This window comes from Providencia sp. Je.9.19 (assembly GCF_051129765.1).
Classification (GTDB): domain Bacteria; phylum Pseudomonadota; class Gammaproteobacteria; order Enterobacterales; family Enterobacteriaceae; genus Providencia.
Map to the genome: position 1 here is coordinate 370,629 of NZ_JBCPSS010000003.1, position 15,412 is coordinate 386,040.

The following is a 15,412-nucleotide window of genomic DNA, read 5'->3' on the forward strand; positions in this document are numbered from 1 at the left end:
ACCTCTTACTGAACGTTAATGGATGGGAGCACAACCTTCTGAACGCTACCGCCGTCCACGTACCATAATTTGAGTGGCATAGAGCCACGATTGCCGCGAGTCTGCGCTGTGGTATCACCAATCATTAAGCACCAACCTTCAGTTTTTAATTGAGCGGCAGCATCAAAACCAGCCTCTAAGTTGATTTGCTTTTTCTGTTGCTCAGATAGCGTCACACCGCGCTGAATTGCGCCATAGTTAAGCATCTGGTTGATTGGGTCTTGAATAGCCGAGCGGTGAATTGCCTTACCTTGCTCGTTATATGGGATGTTTTTAAAGCTCGTTAACATCGTCATTAACGCTAATTGCAACTGACTATTTAGATATACTTGGTTAATGTAGCTATCAACCCATTTGTATTTGCCAGAAATAGAGCCTTGGTTGGCAAAAATAAAGCGGTCATTTGCTGTGCCATATGCGCCGTAGAAGTTGAAACCTAAGCCAATCAAACTATCTGCCAGTGTCTTATCGGTCACCGATGGCACTAAGCCTTCTTGCTTACGGAAAGCAAAGTTTGTACGGCCGTTTAATTCATCAAAATTCAAGGCGGCAGGATAACCACAAGCAAATGCGCCGTGAGTATAATCGCCATACATCAACAAAGTACCCGCCACATCAGCCTCAAAGATACCGCTTGATAATGCTTCTAGCTGGCCTGTTGAATTGTCTTTCTGATAGATAACATGCATAAAGCGGCTATCTTGCACATTCACCCATTGGGAGATTGCAAGGCGATCATCTACGCTAAAGTCACCCAAGGTCATAATTGACACAAAGTTTCGGGTTTCTTGCGTAATGCGAGGCATTAACTCTTGGATGGTGTCAGCGTTCACGCCATTGTTTTTCTGTGCGCCATCTTCTTCAGTCAGCCCCATAAAGGCAGCTAAGTTACCCGAAGCGAACCCGATAGAGCCCACAGCGCCCTGAGTGATACCAGAGACAACAAACGTTCGTGATGTACTGTCATAGGTGCAGGTGCCACCTGATGCCATGCTGGTTGTTACAGCCTCCGCTAGAGCCGAGTAACTCGTTACTGAACCTTCAACCGCTACAGGTACAGAGTTACCATCAATCTCAATAACAAAACCATCTGGCAGATTGGAAAAATCCGAAGCGGTTCTAACTGGCACTTGAGCACCAACTAATTTAGCTGGTTGAGCCGTGGAGACATACGATGCGATAAAAAGCGCATCAGGCCGAGCTGTGGAGTTATCGAAGCCTTTGAAGTAGACCTGAGCCGCACGATACTCATCAGAATCAATGCCGAAAGTTTCCGCTACAGATTCAGGTGACCCAAATGATTTAACGCCTAGCATCGTTGCTGCCTGTTTTTTGGTGATAAATACCGCATTCAGTGATAGCGGATTTCCACCCGTGCCGACAACGCCCGGCAAAATACTAACGATATCGCTAGCAGGGATAGAGTTCATAAATATTTACCTTAAATATTAGTTGTTTCGATAGAGATAGAATCAACGCTATCAACCTGATAGCTCGTTTCGGGGTTGTACTGAAGCTTAATGTCCAGCATCATCCGGTTTTCGTACTGATTGGATTCATTAACGAGGATGTTTTTTCTAGGTTCGCCACAATAAAGTGGCTGGCACTTCTTGAGTTTTGCTGTTGTGTAGCTTGACCGCCATAAATTGGCCACCACGCGAGCGCGTGAATTAGCCTCTGACCCATAAAAATCTAATTGAAAGGTTGCTTCTACTGAGTTCTGAGCGGTGATTTCTGAAGTATCACCATCCCAATAATTGGCCGTGTAGTCGATGTTACGCTCAAATAACATATGCATAACAATACAGTCTTTCGGTAATGCCACATTATTCTGATACCCCACCACAACAGGACACTCGAATAACTCAATCAAGTACGGTCTCAGTTCAGAAAATATATCGCGCTCTGTGACGCTTATTGTTGCCGCCATAAAAGCACCTTAACCCATGACGGGTACGATTCTATGACCTTAGTAACCAGCCACTCAGACACCCCAGACTCGCCATAAGCAACAAAGCTAATCTTATCTGCGCCTTGCTGACTTACTCTGCGGATAGCCTCAATCTGCCCTCTTGCGTAGCCGTAAATAAATTCCCCTTGCTGGTTGATAACGCCTAAATGCTCAAGGTCTTGAGTACTCAGGCTTTGCAATTGCATAGAGATTTCATATTCGGAATACTTAGGGGTTTGATACCCTGCATCGTCAATGTCAAAGCCTTCATTAGCCAAGAGGGTTGCTGGTAAGTTTTTGTTAACCACCTGAATGGCAGCGTTGGCGATAGCTCTAACCTTAATCATTTATCACCTCGTAGTTGACAGAACCAATCATCACGCGGGTATCAACAAGTGGCTTAGTGGATGAGTTAGGCATAACCTTTCGCTCTCTCCTCCTTCTTATCGTTTCTTGCGATAAAGGAGGCTCTACTAAGGTGGCTATGGATTCTTGAACATCGCCCTGAACTACCGCGCCAACTGCCTCAAGTACAGCTCTAGCATCTAAACCGTTACCAATTCCTCTTGATATCGCATCAACCCACTCTTCGCTGTGCTCATTTATTGCGTTACGGAAAAACTGTCTAGGGGGCTGGTTATTTTCTGGTACGCCATACTCATTTTTGTAGGCAACCTCTGCCACGCTAGTTCCGTCCGGATAGGTTTCGCCATTAATAAATCCAACCCTAACCTCAGTAGCGTTCAACCTTTCAGCTAATCCGTTGAGGTATTTTTCTAGACCGTTAGCCATAAATGCTCCCCGGGTAATAGTTAGCCATTCGATAAACTTTTGTGGCTTGCCAGTAATCCATTCCGTAAGGGCTTAGCGTGTACCATGCATTTCTAAACTCAATTGAGCCAAGTTCAGAAGATACAGACACGCTTCCCTCACTGGCAGACGACACTCGCCCAACCATTCCAGATCCACCTTTACCGTCTTTATCGCCATATCGTATGTACGCCAAGTGAGCCATAAGCAAATAGAGCAAACGCTCACGCTTATCAGCCTGAATGACTAATGAGAATTCGGTGTTATCGAGGTAATCGGTGGCTTGATCGAAAAGGTAAGGTAATAAATCGTCTGCTATATTGGAAAACTCGGGGAACATGGCGCGGAACGTAGACTCTTTCAGTTCCACAATTGCCATGATTAATCCTCGGTTAGTGGCTCCACCCCGGCAGTTTTGGTGCTGGCTTGCTCTAAACCTGTTTTTTGCTTAGCGCGTTCTTTCGAGGCATCTTCCGCAGATTTATAATCCGTTACAGCAAATACAATGCCATTCCGGATAAGCTTCTGGTCTTTGAACGCCTTTTCAAATGCTTCCCAAGCATCAGCAGGAACATCACGAGTAATACCAAAGCCATTCAGTAGCATAGATGAGTTTGCACCAGCTAATGCGATTGGTTTACCTTCGTGCTGTAAAGTAAGGCCATTTGGAAGCTTGCACCCGATAACATATGTTGAAACCTTAGCCATTTTATACCCCTAACATTTGTGCAAATAAGAATGGCTGAGTAATAACAGCGCCATAAGTTGTACCAGAGTGCTTTTGCTTCCAGCTCGAAGACATTGTGATAACTGGATGAGCGCGTAACTTCTCGCTATATGCACAGTAACCTGCCTCTTGACCTTGCGCTGCTTCAACGAACATCTGGATCAACTCGCCAGCATCGGTGTCATACTGTGGGGCTACTTCGATACGAATGTTAGTAAACGTATCTTTAACCATTTTCTCTACAGAGTTACCGAAAATCTCATTCGATTTTTTGAACCAAACGGAAGTGTTAGGGCTCATACTAATCACTAGCGGAGAGGCCATATCAACGCCATCACCAACTGCGCCGTTTGTACGTGCGACTAAATCAGCATATAAAGCCAGAATATCGTTATAGATATCGATAACTTGCTTGTCTTTCCACTGAATCGCACCGCCAACAGTGGCAGGAGTGATAGGAGCTGGTAGCTCTGGGTCATTAAGAATGCCGTAGTTCAGTAAACCCTCTACACCGTAAAAATAAAACTTGTTCTGCGCTTGGTTCATCGTCCAAGCTGCTGCTCGCTGTTTCTCTGCAACATAAGGAAGCATAGCCAAGCCGTAACGCTCTTGTTCCAACTCGCCATAAGTGACCATTGTTTGATAGCGGTACACCTGACGATTTTCCCATGCGTTTGTAACTTGGTTAGCACCCTGTTCGCTATAGTCATCGTATGCGACCACATCACCAGATTGCTCAACGCGTTGGATCATCATGGTATCTTGCGCCCATGAGCCTTTTTTCTTCTCGCCTAAAATGTCAGTCGCTTTTTGCTTAGCAAAGATAGTGCGGACAATTTCAGGATCAATGAAAGTTGAAACAATGGCAGGAATACCGCCATTCGCAGCCATTGATGGCTGGACATCAGCATCCATTGCGAACTTAGTTACTGAAGGCGGCAAATAGAAACCACGCTCGGCGGCTTCTTTCTTAAATGCTGAAAAGTCAGCCTGTGTTAATTGTGGCATTATGCTTTGCTCCATGTAGAAATTACGAATAAATCACCAACAGCGGCATCACTTGCTACATACCACTCGGTTTCGACCGCATCAGCAACAGTTGCGCCAGCGTCACCAGTTTTAATTGTGCCGTCTGCTAATACCGCAAACACTTTCTGACCAACAACCGCAGCCGTTGCAGACTTAGCCCAAAAATCACCACCAACAATTGGAGATGCTTCGCGACCTTTTGGAATTAGCAAACTACTGCTTTGAAGGTAATCAATCGTTGCGTTAGCGTTGTTATACACAAATCCAACTGGCTTACCTGTGCCTGTGTTATTTAGTTTTTTCGGATCTGTCGCATCACGCCACGCGAAACGACACATATTCAGGCCATTATCACCAGCGAAGAAAGCACCCGCACCGCCTGCCGCGGCAATGATTGGGCTATTAGATGCAGGCTGACCTTCCTGACCTACGCCAGAGTAAAGACGTACACTTGATTGAAACGCCATAATTATTTATCTCCATCAAAGAAGCTGAGAACATTTTTACGAGAAGATGCCGCGATCGGCGCGGAATCCTGCGCCATTGTTGGCACTTTAGAGTAAGCGTTAAAAACTGAACGCAGGCCAGCAGCAGGAATTGATGAGTAATCTTCACAGCCCATTTGTTTTAAAGCTGTCCGATAAACATCTTCTGCACTATCGCAAGCCAACTCACCAACAACTGGGCGAACATCACGCTCAGCTTGACGCAATTCGATAAACTTACGCTCAGCAGCATTAATAGCTGCATCCATAGCCATTTTGTTATCTTTGGCTTTTTTGTCGCCATCTTCATCGTCAGTAGTTTTTTTAGACTTATCGTCTTTATCATCGTCGTTGTCATCTGCTTTGCGGTCTTTTTCACGGTCTTTATTTTCCCGCGCTTCACGCTCTTTGAGTTCTTTTTCTTCACGCTTTAAACGCTCAGCTTCAGACTCGTTATCTTTTTCTGCCTGTGTAGCGTCATCTTTGATAACGGCGTCCACTTTCTTTTCCACTTCATCCGGCTTTTCATCATTAGCCAAATAAGGCTTGATAATTGCCATTACTTTTTCAGTAAGTTTTGACATCAGTTTGATTCCTATAGGTTTTGAGTCATATACAAATACGTCGGAGCCAGCCCGACCACTAGGCACGATTGCCACATGGTTACAAACGATGTCACGCATTACGCCATCGTAAGTTTCTCCCTCATACTCACCAGCCGTCATATCCAGTTTGTAACGATAAGATGAGGAAATTTCTTTTTGCTTCTCAGTTTCTACGCCGAGAATTGAGTCGATATCCCATAGCACTAGGGAGTTTTTCAGGTAAGTGCCATCAAACTCCGAACGCTCACCAGTAGAGCCCACAATTGACTCTTTTGGCGGATCAATCACTGTTACGCCAATATGCTTGTTAAGCACTGGTTTATTGTTAAATGTGCTGACAGCTTTCTTGAGCTCTTCTGGGTCACGCAGCAGTCGATAGGCTTTATTTGGGTCTAAACCTAACGCCTCGGAGTCGGGTATTTCCTTGCCGTAGTAGATACAAACGTTAGCCTTGCTGATTGGGGTTAATGCTACGTGCATCATCCCGTCCTCGTCGTAAGTCCTAACGCTTGCTTTATCAAAGGCAAATTTCACATCTTTCATGGTTTACCTTCGTTGTTAAATTTAAAGACATTTAAATCCAGTAATAACAAACTTAATCCAACCAGCATCACTTACGAGTTTTCTGAGTAGCTTTAATCCATCTTGAGAGAATAAAACTTCAGGGCAAAAATAATCTTCACTCATAGCCTGAAAGTCCGCTTGCTCTATATTCCCTTCACGACTTACCCCTACAATACTTATAACTAAGTGTCTGCACTTACTCATAGAGTTTCTTTCACCCATAAAAAAAGACCACCGAAGTGATCTGTTATTAGAACGGCAACACTGGTCGCCATACGCAACCACAATTAGGCAATTGACCGGGCATAATATATTCACCGTCAATCAAGCAGCCTTCAGATAGCTTAAATCGCTTTCTTTCTCGACCAGCCTTAACGTGACTATGACGTGGTTTATTACCTCCACCACTATGCACCCACTCAGCTTCAACGATACCAGCCGCCTGTTGTCTTGCTGCCGATAGTGCGCTTGTTGCCTTGCGAGTCTGGTCACGAGCGATAAATTCAGCCCTGCGCCTTGTGATACCGTGACGCTTGCCAAAATTACGCTCAATTTCATCAGCGAGCATTTTTCTATCTCCGCCACGAGCAACGGCGCGATATACCATCCCTTCTACTTCGGTAAAGTATTTCTCAGGGATAGACCGGATGAGTGAAACGTTCTCAGCAATAATGGCCTCACGTTTTTCTAACATTGCAGGAGTCCATTGCATCCTGATAGTCATAGATTCACGCCTAGCAGCAGCCAGTAAACCTCTATCGACTGAGCTTTGTGTTTTGTCTACCATTTCATCAGACCAGGATGTCGCTTTGTTAATGAAGTCCCTAACCCATTTACCGCTGAGCACGTCAAGCAGTTTGCGTATCATCTCCACAGGATTAGCGTCCATCGCCAAATTAGCATCTTGAGCGAGAGGGTTATCACGAATAGCGTTTACTATTTCACGCCTCACCTCATCGTTCATTTCTCTAATTTCAGCGAGTAATAGCTTTTGATACCACTTGATGTTGCCAGCGTTATAGTTGGTCGGTTTCAGTCTCGTCGTTTTCCGGCTCATAATCACCATCCAAGTTTTCAAAGCCAGCGTCTTTAATGCCCTTTAACGCATCCCTAGCTTCTTCAGAACTAACCAATTGACTATCAGCGGCAACCGCTACAGCATCAACACGTATCTTGATAATTTCAGCGCGTTCTTTCTCACTAACCTCATCAAGCGGATTAAACTCAAAGTAAATATCCTCTTTGATTTTTCCAAACTCAGAAAGCTGGATAATCTTGAAGATATTCTCTAAGGGCCTCCTTAGGTTGCCGTCCTGATACCCTGACACGGTTTCGTGCCACGTATCCAACTCAGAATCACCCGAAGCGTTTAAACCTGCCGGAGCGTTTCCTAGGAGCTTTAAGTTAGTTATGCGTGACGGAATACAAAGCTGGTCTTGATAGTTAGATAGCAAGTTGGACAATTCACTTAGCGAGGTTTGCATGTGAAGTAAATCTTCCTGCGTATCTATCGCCCAAATGCCAAAGTTATCCTGATATTGCGTGAATAGCTTAATCCGCTTATCGAATTCACCCGGCATCTGCAACCGCGCGTCCATATCAGTTTTAAGTGCTCTCATTCTCAATGTACGAAGTATTTTAATTACGTTCTTCTTAGCATCGCGCCAATCAACAACGTAATCCTCCATTAGTTGAGTGAGCGATAGCCCACCGAAGTTATAGGACGGCTTGAGAATATCTGGAACCGGACGGCTCACAATGTCATTAAATCGTGACTCGTGAACCGTTTTACCCATCACGAACCATGCGCTAGGTTTGTAAAAGTTTTCCGCTAGAGGCCACTGAGTGTTGTACATCGCAGGATAAATCCAAGTTGGGTCAACAACTCTAAGCCCTTTTAGTGATCCTTTAGGTATTTTACGCGGGTCGAGGAATAATGACTTCTCTAACTCATCATCTGTCATTGCGCCAGTATCGATGTAGATATGCGCCACACCATATTGAGAGTCCTGTCTAACTGCTTCATGAATCAATCGCTTTACATCATATTTAATTAGCGACTGTTCCATTAGTTCGATATCAGGGTCGCCCTCTTTCCGACTTCTGACTTCAATCCAATTTCGCGTCATCTCGTCAGCAAACACGCTGTGCATGTTTGAGTATTCAACTTGCTGAGACATTGCAGCTAATTGGGGGTAGCCACGGAAGCCTGAGTATTCATCGCCAATAGACATAGTATTAAGCATGTCGTATGGCGTAGCGTCCATAGCAAAGGCGGCTTCCTGTTTAGCTTCAGGAACAACGCCCGGTAACGGCTCGTACCGCTTAAATTTATCAACGCTATTAACCTCTTGCTTGATTGAAGCCTTCTCTAAATCAACATCTTTAATCCTGACCGGTTGCTTTCCGACAGGCTGTTGTGTTTTTTTACTCTTGCTCATCGGAGTATCTCGTCTGGTATGTTAAACAGAAGGCCAGCATTAACTTTCATCTCAGTGATGGCATCCATCATTGGATCTAACTGGTCATCATGTGTATTGAACTCAGGGTTTATTGATTCCATCTCTACAAGGAAATCACTAACAAATGGCTTATCAGATGGGAGCTTTATATACCCCGACTCAATAAAACCTTGCGTATCCATCAGTCGAGTGTATTTATCTTTATCGCGCTGAATTGCCTTTACGGGACACAGCGCATCTTTCCGGATACTTTGAATTAAACCCGTACCAGATGCCTTATCTTCTATTGCCATATGCCTTAATGGACCATTCTTTAAATGCTTACATGAATTCCAAAAGGCGACAGCTCTGCGCTTTAACTCGTCGGCTTCCCACTTACCGCGAATCATATCAATGAGATACATATAACCATCAACGCCAAGCCCCCAATGCTCAAACACTGAGAAGTCGTTGACCTCTTTGGTTTTTTGCGCGGTATCGCCATAAACGCCACGCCATTTAAGCGGAGGGAGTTCTTTATATTCACCGAACCATTCAGATTTAATTAATCCGCCACCTTTGGCTGTGGGTCTTTGTTGGTAAAGAGCATTCCATACTAGAGATCCGCGCTGCTTTGCTTTATCGACAAATGATTGAGGCATACGCTCAGGAAATAGAATTTCGCCGGGCTTTCTAAGGCTGTATTTCTTACCATTGAGTTCGTGAACTTCGTGTTTCTCAGCCTCCATAGGGAAGCTAACAACTCGCCATTGCTCTCCGCCCTCGTCAGCTTTTTTAAGTAATTGCCCTGCTAAGTCGTCTTTATGCCAACGAGTAAGGATAATAATTATCCCGTTTATCTTTGGATCGGCACGAGTAAAAAATGTAGTGTCGTACCAGTCAATGACTGATTCTTGATAAGTTGGAGAGGATGCTGTTTTATAGTCTTTTGCAGGGTCATCGATAATGCCAATGTTCATTCCCTGACCAGTTATACCGCCATTAACGCCAGCTGCTCGATACGAGCCGCCTTGTATAGCTCCTTTAGAGTTTATTATCTCCCATAGCTCAGCGGTACGTATCGCCCCACCTGCTCCAGCTCGACTTAAAGTTAGGTTTGTTTCTGGGAATATTTCACCGAACCTAGGGGATGTTATTATCCTCTGCGTATCACGCGACATACGATTTGCCAAGTCAGAGGAGTAAGAACAGGCTATGACATTCCAACTAGGATGTTTACCCAGCACATAGGCAGGAAAACGCCTTGATGCCGCCTCGCTTTTGCCTGAACGCGGAGGAGCAAATATCATCAGTCGAGGCATTAAACCAGCCTCAGCATCTTTTAAGAATTGCTCTAACTCAGCAAAAAGAAGCTCATTGAACCATCCTGTTTCATAAATAGGGTTTGTATATAACGTGAAGTCTAAAAGGTTATCTCTAGCTCTCTCAATTTGCCTTTGCTTGAACGCCTCAAGAGTCTGTAAGTTTCTCGTCGAGCTGCGACCTGTTTCTACCATGCCCCAACTCCTTTAACCTATCCTCTAATTCTTCGTTGGTTATATCTGCGTACTGGATAGCTCCGCCATCCTTGCCCGTTAATTCAGTGGTGATCTTGTCACCGTATTTCTTAGGGCTCATTCTTGACAGAGCCCACTTTCTTGTATCTATCCTAAGCTTAGCCTTGGATATCGCCGCAGGTTCTTCCGCGACATCATCAGCAATATCAAATAGCTCTTCAAAAACAGCATCAGCCCTAGACTCCATTGCTTTCGCGTACTGGTCACGAAAGTCTGTATTTTCTCGCAACCACCGCATAATTTTTGTTTTATTTGGCATGCCTTTTTTTTTGCATACCGAACGCAAACTTTCACCATCAGCGATAAGAGCGCATATATCGTCCGCCACCTCTGGTAAGTAATCAGAAGGGCGACCCATTTTTGTTTTAGTCGCCATGACATACCCTCATAGTTAATTAAAAAGCCAACTCGAAAGCGGGCTTTGTGATTAATTACTTAGTTGCTTTTGCTTCAGGAAACAGGATCAACGCTTCCTTTACCTTCTGGATAACAACTTCAACCTGACCAATTACCGTCCCGCCAGTTGTGCCTTTGCTCCATAAGCGCTTAAATAAATCAAACTTCAGTTCGTCATCAGCGACATAATCAACGGCTTTTTGCGCGGCTGCTGTGTCATAGCCAGTTAATGCGAATAGTTCTGCTCTAATGTATTGAGCTCTGGTTAATGCTTCACTCATTTAATTTTCCTTATCTGTGTAAGTTATTCGCAGCTTAGCGATACACTGCTAAGCCACTTCCAGTCTATTCCTAGCAGTCAAGATGAAATCACCCCCTTATATGGCGGAATTGCATCCATTAAAAAGCCCCGCTATTGCGAGGCTCGTTGTTGTTCAATTTCCCGTATTGCTTTCTTGTCCAAGTTGCACGCCTTAATTACCGACATCAACTCAATGTTGTATTCAGCTATATCTCCCCACGTCATTTTGTCGGGGATATCTGGTATCGGGCAGTCAGCGATTAAACTTGCAGGGATAGGAATGTGAGGTGCTAATACATATTCAGTCTTTGTATTGCCGCATCCGGTTAATAAGGCCATCAGGAGCAGCAACGGGAGCGCAATCATTATCCACAAGAATAGTTTTGACGTCTTTCTTGGTTGTCTGTGCGTCCAGTGTGTTTTGTTGTTTAGCATCTATGGTTGCTCCAGAGATACGGTCAAAGATAGATATTGAGGTGTAGGCGTTATCAGATATAAGAGATTGCTGCGCTAGTGACTTGGTTAACTCAGCGTTAGAATTTTCCAAATCGCCAATGCGCGACAGTTGCCAGCTATTAAGCCCAATCATCAGAAGAATACAAACGAGATAAACACCCGAAACCTTCCAAATCATAACAAGCTCCACGCCTTTTCGAACGTAGCCTCATCATATGGTTGTGAGCCGTTTTCATGACGAATGATTGCTTTGGCCAGTTTGATTGCGGTTGCCTTATCGTCAAGGCTAACAATATCAGTAGGCGATACGCCCAACTCTTTAGCCACGCCATTAATATATGCACCTGTGTTGTTTTCATTTGCTGGAGCCCAGCGGTTAATTAAGCCTGATACGGTTTTTAATCCGTACTTGCGCTGATACGTCCGAAGTAAAGTAATTAATGCACGAATGCCATAAGCGACACTTTCGAACCGACAGAAACGAGATTCAATACTAGGGTCGTGTGGTAATTGACCCTTCCAGTTATTGGCTTTGTTATAATCAATATTGCCTGGGTTGTTATTGCGAATTCCGCGGGACAATTTACTCATCAGATACTCCAATCTTATTTGCCGTCGCTTTACGCAATAGACGACCAATGAAATCAACGCCGAGATACCCAACAAATACACTCAGCAAATAAACCAGCTCAGTATTCATCCCGAATAGGTTAAGAATATCTTTAGCGAACCAAGCAAAGACTGAGCACATAACGGCATCGATAGATGTTTTTCTCCATCCTCCGCCATTATATTTTCCACGCAACATAGCCATACCTCCGGCTAGTAACGCCCCCATTCCTTGTTCTTTTACTGAGATAATCCAACCAAGTATGTGGTCTAGCCATTCAGGAGTGTTATTCATCTTATTCATATCTCACCCCCATAGGAGGAATTTAGTTAATAGATAGCCGCGCACAATCTCTATGCGTCAATTAAGTGTGTGTGATTAGAATTCTGTGGCGGCGTATACGAAAAAAGGCCGCACTAGGCGACCTCTGAAATGTGAACTATCCGGAAATTCCGGAGGGTTGGAATTGTCGCCATGGGGATTCCCATAACGGAACAATATCAATATGTTAGAAACAACAAAGCCCCACAGGAGTGAGGCTCTATTTTCTTTTGCTTTGGATAATGAAATGCAAAATTCCCATCATTAGAATCATGATAGTCCACTACCGCCATTCATGCAATGAATATTTCCATGAAATTGTTGGTTTATAGTAATACTTTCTCTTTTTGTGACAATTGATAGTGCTTTTTCAGCGTTTTCTTGTTCCTTGAAGCATTCCTGAATTAACATTTCATAGAATGGCTTAATATTTCTACGCCATGACGTTTCAGGTAAATCAAATACCTTGTCGCAGATTTCACGCCTTACATCTTCCGCTGGTAATCGTGAATACCCACGCCCTGTGCATTTACAGCATGTTTTATAAACTGGAATGCCTTGTTTCTCGGTTTCCTTTTTATCCAGCACCTCGCCACGCCCATTACACCTGCACGAATGACTAACCTCACCTTTACCATTGCAGGTTTTGCAAATGACCTTAACGCAGTCACGAATAGCTCTATGCTCCATGTGCTCGTAAGGCTTTACTTTAACGCCAAGCTTTCTATTGAAATTAAGTATTTCTCTTGCTGCAAAATGCATGTGCTGCTTTGTTGTAAACACCTCCGCTTCAATAAACCCTCCATCACAATCAGGGCAAGCCTTTTTACTGGCTGCGCTTCTCGCATAGTCCTGAAATGCATAATTTGCGAGTATTTGCAGAACTGATGACCTATCATCTTCATTAAGCTTTTGGAGTGCGCTGTATTTATGCGCCTGAGTTAGTGCGTAGTGATAGAGACTTTCCACCGCTTCATCTGGCTTATTGATTCCGTGTTTCGCCAAAAACAATTCAATACCCATTCTCGCCTTAGAGGTCGCCAAACCAAGCGAGGCCATTACATCGGTAATTGAAAATGAATCAGTAGCTGTTGCGGCTGGAGAGTCACTAAATGTTGGGCTTTTAGGTGAAAAATACTTGGGTAAATCTGCGAGTCTCATTTAATCACCTTAGCGCCCTTGTGCTTCGTCATTAGCCGCCCATTAATAACAACATGATTTTCTGCTTTAACATCATGAACGTACTTTCTGACTGTATTTCGAGTGGTATTTATTAACCTTCCAATCTCAGTCATGTTTCCGTAGTGCTTAATGAGAAGTTCTGGAATAGTTGTGATTTCAGCCTGCATCTTTCAGCTCCCATATTGTGATGTCCAAGGATCCGCCTTTAATTTTCTCGCCGCGCCTTATTCGGAAATCATCTATCTGCTCGTCGTCACCCCAAAAATTAGCGTGAGTGAGGGAATCGAAAACAGCTTTAGGCAAGTTATCGAGGTCTCTTTTACGTTTATCTGGGGGGTTTGCGGTGATGACTATTTTGATGCGGGAAGTGGTTTTGATATCTAGGTTTTGCTGTTCTATGTAATCTGTTATTTGCTGCCGGTAGTTTGTGCCTTTAGGTGATATGTAGTGTCGGCCTCTGCAATGTCGCCAATACGTATTATTGCTCGGTGGCCACGGTAGTTTAAGGTGATATTCTTTCATGCCTTTATTTTCCCCTCGCTAAGCAATACAGATTGAGTTCGCATTACTCCCTCTAAATGACATTGCCTTGCGTATTCAGCGTCCGTGATTCGCGTCCTGCGGTCTATTTCGTCATGGCACCCACTGCACGCCCAAGCTATAAATAAATCGCTAGGCTTGCATCCTGTGCCGCATAATCCAGCCATTCGATAATGAGCGCCCACTACGGTTTCAGAATTACCATTGCAGACTCCTGGTATTCTGACTTGGCACTCTCTGCCTTTTGCTTCTTTACGTAAGTTAGCCATATATAAACCCCATAGCTAAAGTAACAATCGAAAAGAATAGAATTACGTGTCTGACTCGTATCTTGGATGGTTTATCTAACCCTAAATATCGTTTTACCCATTCAGGGTTTTCTTTGAGTGCCTTTGTTAACCGCTCTTTATTCATTTAATGTACTCCCACTCAATGCCTTCATTAGCTAAATCATCTAGCCAATAGACTCGTCCGTTGTGGTTAACAATAAAATAATCACCACCTTCACCTTGAATTTCATATGGTGTACGAACTCGCCAATCAGGCTCGGTAGTATTTTTGGTAATAATGAGCTTCACTTTCTCGCCCTCCGCTTCTTGGCTGCTCGGTTTATCTTTGCGTGACCTGTGATGCGCTTAGTTGATGTGGGGTAGCTGTAAGTATGGCGCTCATCTTCCATAACCCACGGGATAAATGGCTCTGGATTTGAGGTCAACGATAACCCTAACTTAGCGCCTAACCCTGCTATCGCTATTTGTAATCTATTCATCTCTCTTGCTGCTCCTTGAGTTTCATGTATTCGCTGTCGTTTGGGATGATGATTGGAATGCCTTTTTCAATGCACCATTCTTCGTGTTTCTCCATCATGTAGAGCATCCGTGCTTTATCCATCTTGCGGGTTTTCTCACGCTCTCCGTTTTCATCACGACCTAGCCAGTGACCAACAAAATACTCATGAGTTTCTTCGTTAGTGATTGGCTTTGATAGAACAACCTCACCAGCGCCATTTTTAATATCAATGACAACGCCACGCGCACGCAGCCAATCGCCTGTGGTTTCTATCCACATACGCCATGTTTTGTTCATTGGTATTGTTCTGAGTTCACGCCATTCGGTGATTTTGATTCGGTAACGTTTACCGGTTTCTGTTACTTCTGAGAGGGTTTTGAAAATGCCTTTGAGATTGGATTTATGGAGACAGATGTCATCAGTCAATTAGCCTCCTATGCTTTCTTGCCTCGGTTAACGAACCAATTTACAGCATCAACAATTTGCTCATCTTCGTACCAATTTTCAATCCATCTGGTTTCGTATTTGTCTTTGAAAATAGTAGGACCGCAATACGGATGCCATGACATGTAAATATATCGAGCGTCAT

Annotated in this window: 26 protein-coding genes; all 26 read right to left on the bottom strand. The window is 44.0% G+C overall.

Annotated elements, in window-relative coordinates; translation table 11 throughout:
* Positions 1-5: 5 nt before the first annotated feature.
* Positions 6-1,469 (bottom strand): DUF3383 domain-containing protein, encoded by a 1,464-nt coding sequence (locus AAZR93_RS14265; RefSeq protein ID WP_434720186.1) that lies wholly within the window; start codon positions 1,467-1,469, stop codon positions 6-8.
* 11 nt (positions 1,470-1,480) lie between these two features.
* Positions 1,481-1,969 carry a phage neck terminator protein gene (locus AAZR93_RS14270; protein ID WP_434720187.1) on the bottom strand — a complete coding sequence of 163 codons (489 nt, stop codon included), beginning with the start codon at positions 1,967-1,969 and terminating at the stop codon, positions 1,481-1,483.
* Positions 1,954-2,337: a hypothetical protein gene (locus tag AAZR93_RS14275; RefSeq protein ID WP_434720188.1), complete on the bottom strand. Its 384-nt coding sequence runs from the start codon at positions 2,335-2,337 to the stop codon at positions 1,954-1,956. The genes AAZR93_RS14270 and AAZR93_RS14275 overlap by 16 nt, the downstream gene beginning before the upstream one ends.
* Positions 2,330-2,674 (bottom strand): hypothetical protein, encoded by a 345-nt coding sequence (locus AAZR93_RS14280; RefSeq protein ID WP_434720189.1) that lies wholly within the window; start codon positions 2,672-2,674, stop codon positions 2,330-2,332. The genes AAZR93_RS14275 and AAZR93_RS14280 overlap by 8 nt, the downstream gene beginning before the upstream one ends.
* A gap of 100 nt (positions 2,675-2,774) precedes the next feature.
* Positions 2,775-3,179 (bottom strand): DUF4054 domain-containing protein, encoded by a 405-nt coding sequence (locus tag AAZR93_RS14285; protein WP_434720190.1) that lies wholly within the window; start codon positions 3,177-3,179, stop codon positions 2,775-2,777.
* A gap of 2 nt (positions 3,180-3,181) precedes the next feature.
* Positions 3,182-3,508: a hypothetical protein gene (locus tag AAZR93_RS14290; RefSeq protein WP_434720191.1), complete on the bottom strand. Its 327-nt coding sequence runs from the start codon at positions 3,506-3,508 to the stop codon at positions 3,182-3,184.
* Between the two features lies 1 nt (position 3,509).
* On the bottom strand, positions 3,510-4,535 hold the full coding sequence (locus tag AAZR93_RS14295; RefSeq protein ID WP_434720192.1) for a hypothetical protein: 1,026 nt from the start codon (positions 4,533-4,535) through the stop codon (positions 3,510-3,512).
* Positions 4,535-5,023, bottom strand: a complete 489-nt coding sequence (locus AAZR93_RS14300) for a structural cement protein Gp24 (protein WP_434720193.1) — start codon at positions 5,021-5,023, stop codon at positions 4,535-4,537. The genes AAZR93_RS14295 and AAZR93_RS14300 overlap by 1 nt, the downstream gene beginning before the upstream one ends.
* Before the next feature lie 2 nt (positions 5,024-5,025).
* A complete protein-coding gene (locus tag AAZR93_RS14305) occupies positions 5,026-6,189 on the bottom strand; it encodes a DUF2213 domain-containing protein (protein WP_434720194.1) in 1,164 nt (387 codons plus the stop codon).
* Positions 6,190-6,210: 21 nt separating this feature from the next.
* Positions 6,211-6,414 (bottom strand): hypothetical protein, encoded by a 204-nt coding sequence (locus AAZR93_RS14310; RefSeq protein WP_434720195.1) that lies wholly within the window; start codon positions 6,412-6,414, stop codon positions 6,211-6,213.
* Positions 6,415-6,460: 46 nt separating this feature from the next.
* Entirely contained in the window at positions 6,461-7,267 is an 807-nt protein-coding gene (locus AAZR93_RS14315) for a phage head morphogenesis protein (RefSeq protein ID WP_434720196.1), read from the bottom strand.
* Positions 7,227-8,651 carry an anti-CBASS protein Acb1 family protein gene (locus tag AAZR93_RS14320; RefSeq protein WP_434720197.1) on the bottom strand — a complete coding sequence of 475 codons (1,425 nt, stop codon included), beginning with the start codon at positions 8,649-8,651 and terminating at the stop codon, positions 7,227-7,229. Before AAZR93_RS14320 ends, AAZR93_RS14315 begins: the two co-directional genes overlap by 41 nt.
* Complete coding sequence (gene terL, locus AAZR93_RS14325; RefSeq protein ID WP_434720198.1) at positions 8,648-10,168, bottom strand: phage terminase large subunit; 1,521 nt, start codon at positions 10,166-10,168, stop codon at positions 8,648-8,650. The genes AAZR93_RS14320 and terL overlap by 4 nt, the downstream gene beginning before the upstream one ends.
* Positions 10,122-10,604 (bottom strand): ubiquitin carboxyl-hydrolase, encoded by a 483-nt coding sequence (locus AAZR93_RS14330; protein ID WP_434720199.1) that lies wholly within the window; start codon positions 10,602-10,604, stop codon positions 10,122-10,124. Before AAZR93_RS14330 ends, terL begins: the two co-directional genes overlap by 47 nt.
* Positions 10,605-10,659: 55 nt before the next feature.
* On the bottom strand, positions 10,660-10,905 hold the full coding sequence (locus AAZR93_RS14335; protein WP_434720200.1) for a DUF2560 family protein: 246 nt from the start codon (positions 10,903-10,905) through the stop codon (positions 10,660-10,662).
* A 131-nt stretch (positions 10,906-11,036) separates the two neighbouring features.
* Entirely contained in the window at positions 11,037-11,291 is a 255-nt protein-coding gene (gene lysC / locus AAZR93_RS14340; RefSeq protein WP_434720248.1) for an Rz1-like lysis system protein LysC, read from the bottom strand.
* Entirely contained in the window at positions 11,227-11,559 is a 333-nt protein-coding gene (locus AAZR93_RS14345; protein ID WP_434720249.1) for a hypothetical protein, read from the bottom strand. The genes lysC and AAZR93_RS14345 overlap by 65 nt, the downstream gene beginning before the upstream one ends.
* On the bottom strand, positions 11,556-11,972 hold the full coding sequence (locus AAZR93_RS14350) for a structural protein (protein WP_434720201.1): 417 nt from the start codon (positions 11,970-11,972) through the stop codon (positions 11,556-11,558). The genes AAZR93_RS14345 and AAZR93_RS14350 overlap by 4 nt, the downstream gene beginning before the upstream one ends.
* Entirely contained in the window at positions 11,965-12,294 is a 330-nt protein-coding gene (locus AAZR93_RS14355) for a phage holin, lambda family (protein WP_434720202.1), read from the bottom strand. The genes AAZR93_RS14350 and AAZR93_RS14355 overlap by 8 nt, the downstream gene beginning before the upstream one ends.
* 288 nt (positions 12,295-12,582) lie before the next feature.
* Positions 12,583-13,473, bottom strand: coding sequence for an antitermination protein (locus AAZR93_RS14360; protein WP_434720203.1), 891 nt, complete (start codon positions 13,471-13,473; stop codon positions 12,583-12,585).
* Positions 13,470-13,661 (bottom strand): protein ninH, encoded by a 192-nt coding sequence (locus AAZR93_RS14365; RefSeq protein ID WP_166696319.1) that lies wholly within the window; start codon positions 13,659-13,661, stop codon positions 13,470-13,472. The genes AAZR93_RS14360 and AAZR93_RS14365 overlap by 4 nt, the downstream gene beginning before the upstream one ends.
* Positions 13,651-14,016 (bottom strand): RusA family crossover junction endodeoxyribonuclease, encoded by a 366-nt coding sequence (locus AAZR93_RS14370; RefSeq protein WP_137022021.1) that lies wholly within the window; start codon positions 14,014-14,016, stop codon positions 13,651-13,653. The genes AAZR93_RS14365 and AAZR93_RS14370 overlap by 11 nt, the downstream gene beginning before the upstream one ends.
* Entirely contained in the window at positions 14,013-14,303 is a 291-nt protein-coding gene (locus AAZR93_RS14375) for a DUF1364 domain-containing protein (protein WP_434720204.1), read from the bottom strand. Before AAZR93_RS14375 ends, AAZR93_RS14370 begins: the two co-directional genes overlap by 4 nt.
* Before the next feature lie 141 nt (positions 14,304-14,444).
* The gene (locus AAZR93_RS14380) at positions 14,445-14,612 is read right to left on the bottom strand and encodes a hypothetical protein (protein WP_164717584.1); all 168 of its coding nucleotides are present in this window, start codon (positions 14,610-14,612) and stop codon (positions 14,445-14,447) included.
* The gene (locus tag AAZR93_RS14385) at positions 14,609-14,803 is read right to left on the bottom strand and encodes a hypothetical protein (protein WP_434720205.1); all 195 of its coding nucleotides are present in this window, start codon (positions 14,801-14,803) and stop codon (positions 14,609-14,611) included. Before AAZR93_RS14385 ends, AAZR93_RS14380 begins: the two co-directional genes overlap by 4 nt.
* Positions 14,800-15,249 (bottom strand): hypothetical protein, encoded by a 450-nt coding sequence (locus tag AAZR93_RS14390; protein ID WP_272684488.1) that lies wholly within the window; start codon positions 15,247-15,249, stop codon positions 14,800-14,802. Before AAZR93_RS14390 ends, AAZR93_RS14385 begins: the two co-directional genes overlap by 4 nt.
* Positions 15,250-15,412 lie beyond the last annotated feature (163 nt).

Coding starts and splice junctions, on each gene's coding strand:
- AAZR93_RS14370 (WP_137022021.1), bottom strand. CDS start 14,016: ATGAAAGAATATCACCTTAAACTACCGTGGCCACCGAGCAATAATACG.
- AAZR93_RS14360 (WP_434720203.1), bottom strand. CDS start 13,473: ATGAGACTCGCAGATTTACCCAAGTATTTTTCACCTAAAAGCCCAACA.
- AAZR93_RS14335 (WP_434720200.1), bottom strand. CDS start 10,905: ATGAGTGAAGCATTAACCAGAGCTCAATACATTAGAGCAGAACTATTC.
- AAZR93_RS14285 (WP_434720190.1), bottom strand. CDS start 3,179: ATGGCAATTGTGGAACTGAAAGAGTCTACGTTCCGCGCCATGTTCCCC.
- AAZR93_RS14290 (WP_434720191.1), bottom strand. CDS start 3,508: ATGGCTAAGGTTTCAACATATGTTATCGGGTGCAAGCTTCCAAATGGC.
- AAZR93_RS14355 (WP_434720202.1), bottom strand. CDS start 12,294: ATGAATAAGATGAATAACACTCCTGAATGGCTAGACCACATACTTGGT.
- AAZR93_RS14330 (WP_434720199.1), bottom strand. CDS start 10,604: ATGGCGACTAAAACAAAAATGGGTCGCCCTTCTGATTACTTACCAGAG.
- lysC (WP_434720248.1), bottom strand. CDS start 11,291: ATGATTGCGCTCCCGTTGCTGCTCCTGATGGCCTTATTAACCGGATGC.
- AAZR93_RS14305 (WP_434720194.1), bottom strand. CDS start 6,189: ATGAAAGATGTGAAATTTGCCTTTGATAAAGCAAGCGTTAGGACTTAC.
- AAZR93_RS14345 (WP_434720249.1), bottom strand. CDS start 11,559: ATGATTTGGAAGGTTTCGGGTGTTTATCTCGTTTGTATTCTTCTGATG.
- AAZR93_RS14350 (WP_434720201.1), bottom strand. CDS start 11,972: ATGAGTAAATTGTCCCGCGGAATTCGCAATAACAACCCAGGCAATATT.
- AAZR93_RS14270 (WP_434720187.1), bottom strand. CDS start 1,969: ATGGCGGCAACAATAAGCGTCACAGAGCGCGATATATTTTCTGAACTG.
- AAZR93_RS14275 (WP_434720188.1), bottom strand. CDS start 2,337: ATGATTAAGGTTAGAGCTATCGCCAACGCTGCCATTCAGGTGGTTAAC.
- AAZR93_RS14265 (WP_434720186.1), bottom strand. CDS start 1,469: ATGAACTCTATCCCTGCTAGCGATATCGTTAGTATTTTGCCGGGCGTT.
- AAZR93_RS14315 (WP_434720196.1), bottom strand. CDS start 7,267: ATGAGCCGGAAAACGACGAGACTGAAACCGACCAACTATAACGCTGGC.
- AAZR93_RS14385 (WP_434720205.1), bottom strand. CDS start 14,803: ATGAATAGATTACAAATAGCGATAGCAGGGTTAGGCGCTAAGTTAGGG.
- terL (WP_434720198.1), bottom strand. CDS start 10,168: ATGGTAGAAACAGGTCGCAGCTCGACGAGAAACTTACAGACTCTTGAG.
- AAZR93_RS14295 (WP_434720192.1), bottom strand. CDS start 4,535: ATGCCACAATTAACACAGGCTGACTTTTCAGCATTTAAGAAAGAAGCC.
- AAZR93_RS14310 (WP_434720195.1), bottom strand. CDS start 6,414: ATGAGTAAGTGCAGACACTTAGTTATAAGTATTGTAGGGGTAAGTCGT.
- AAZR93_RS14320 (WP_434720197.1), bottom strand. CDS start 8,651: ATGAGCAAGAGTAAAAAAACACAACAGCCTGTCGGAAAGCAACCGGTC.
- AAZR93_RS14375 (WP_434720204.1), bottom strand. CDS start 14,303: ATGGCTAACTTACGTAAAGAAGCAAAAGGCAGAGAGTGCCAAGTCAGA.
- AAZR93_RS14300 (WP_434720193.1), bottom strand. CDS start 5,023: ATGGCGTTTCAATCAAGTGTACGTCTTTACTCTGGCGTAGGTCAGGAA.
- AAZR93_RS14365 (WP_166696319.1), bottom strand. CDS start 13,661: ATGCAGGCTGAAATCACAACTATTCCAGAACTTCTCATTAAGCACTAC.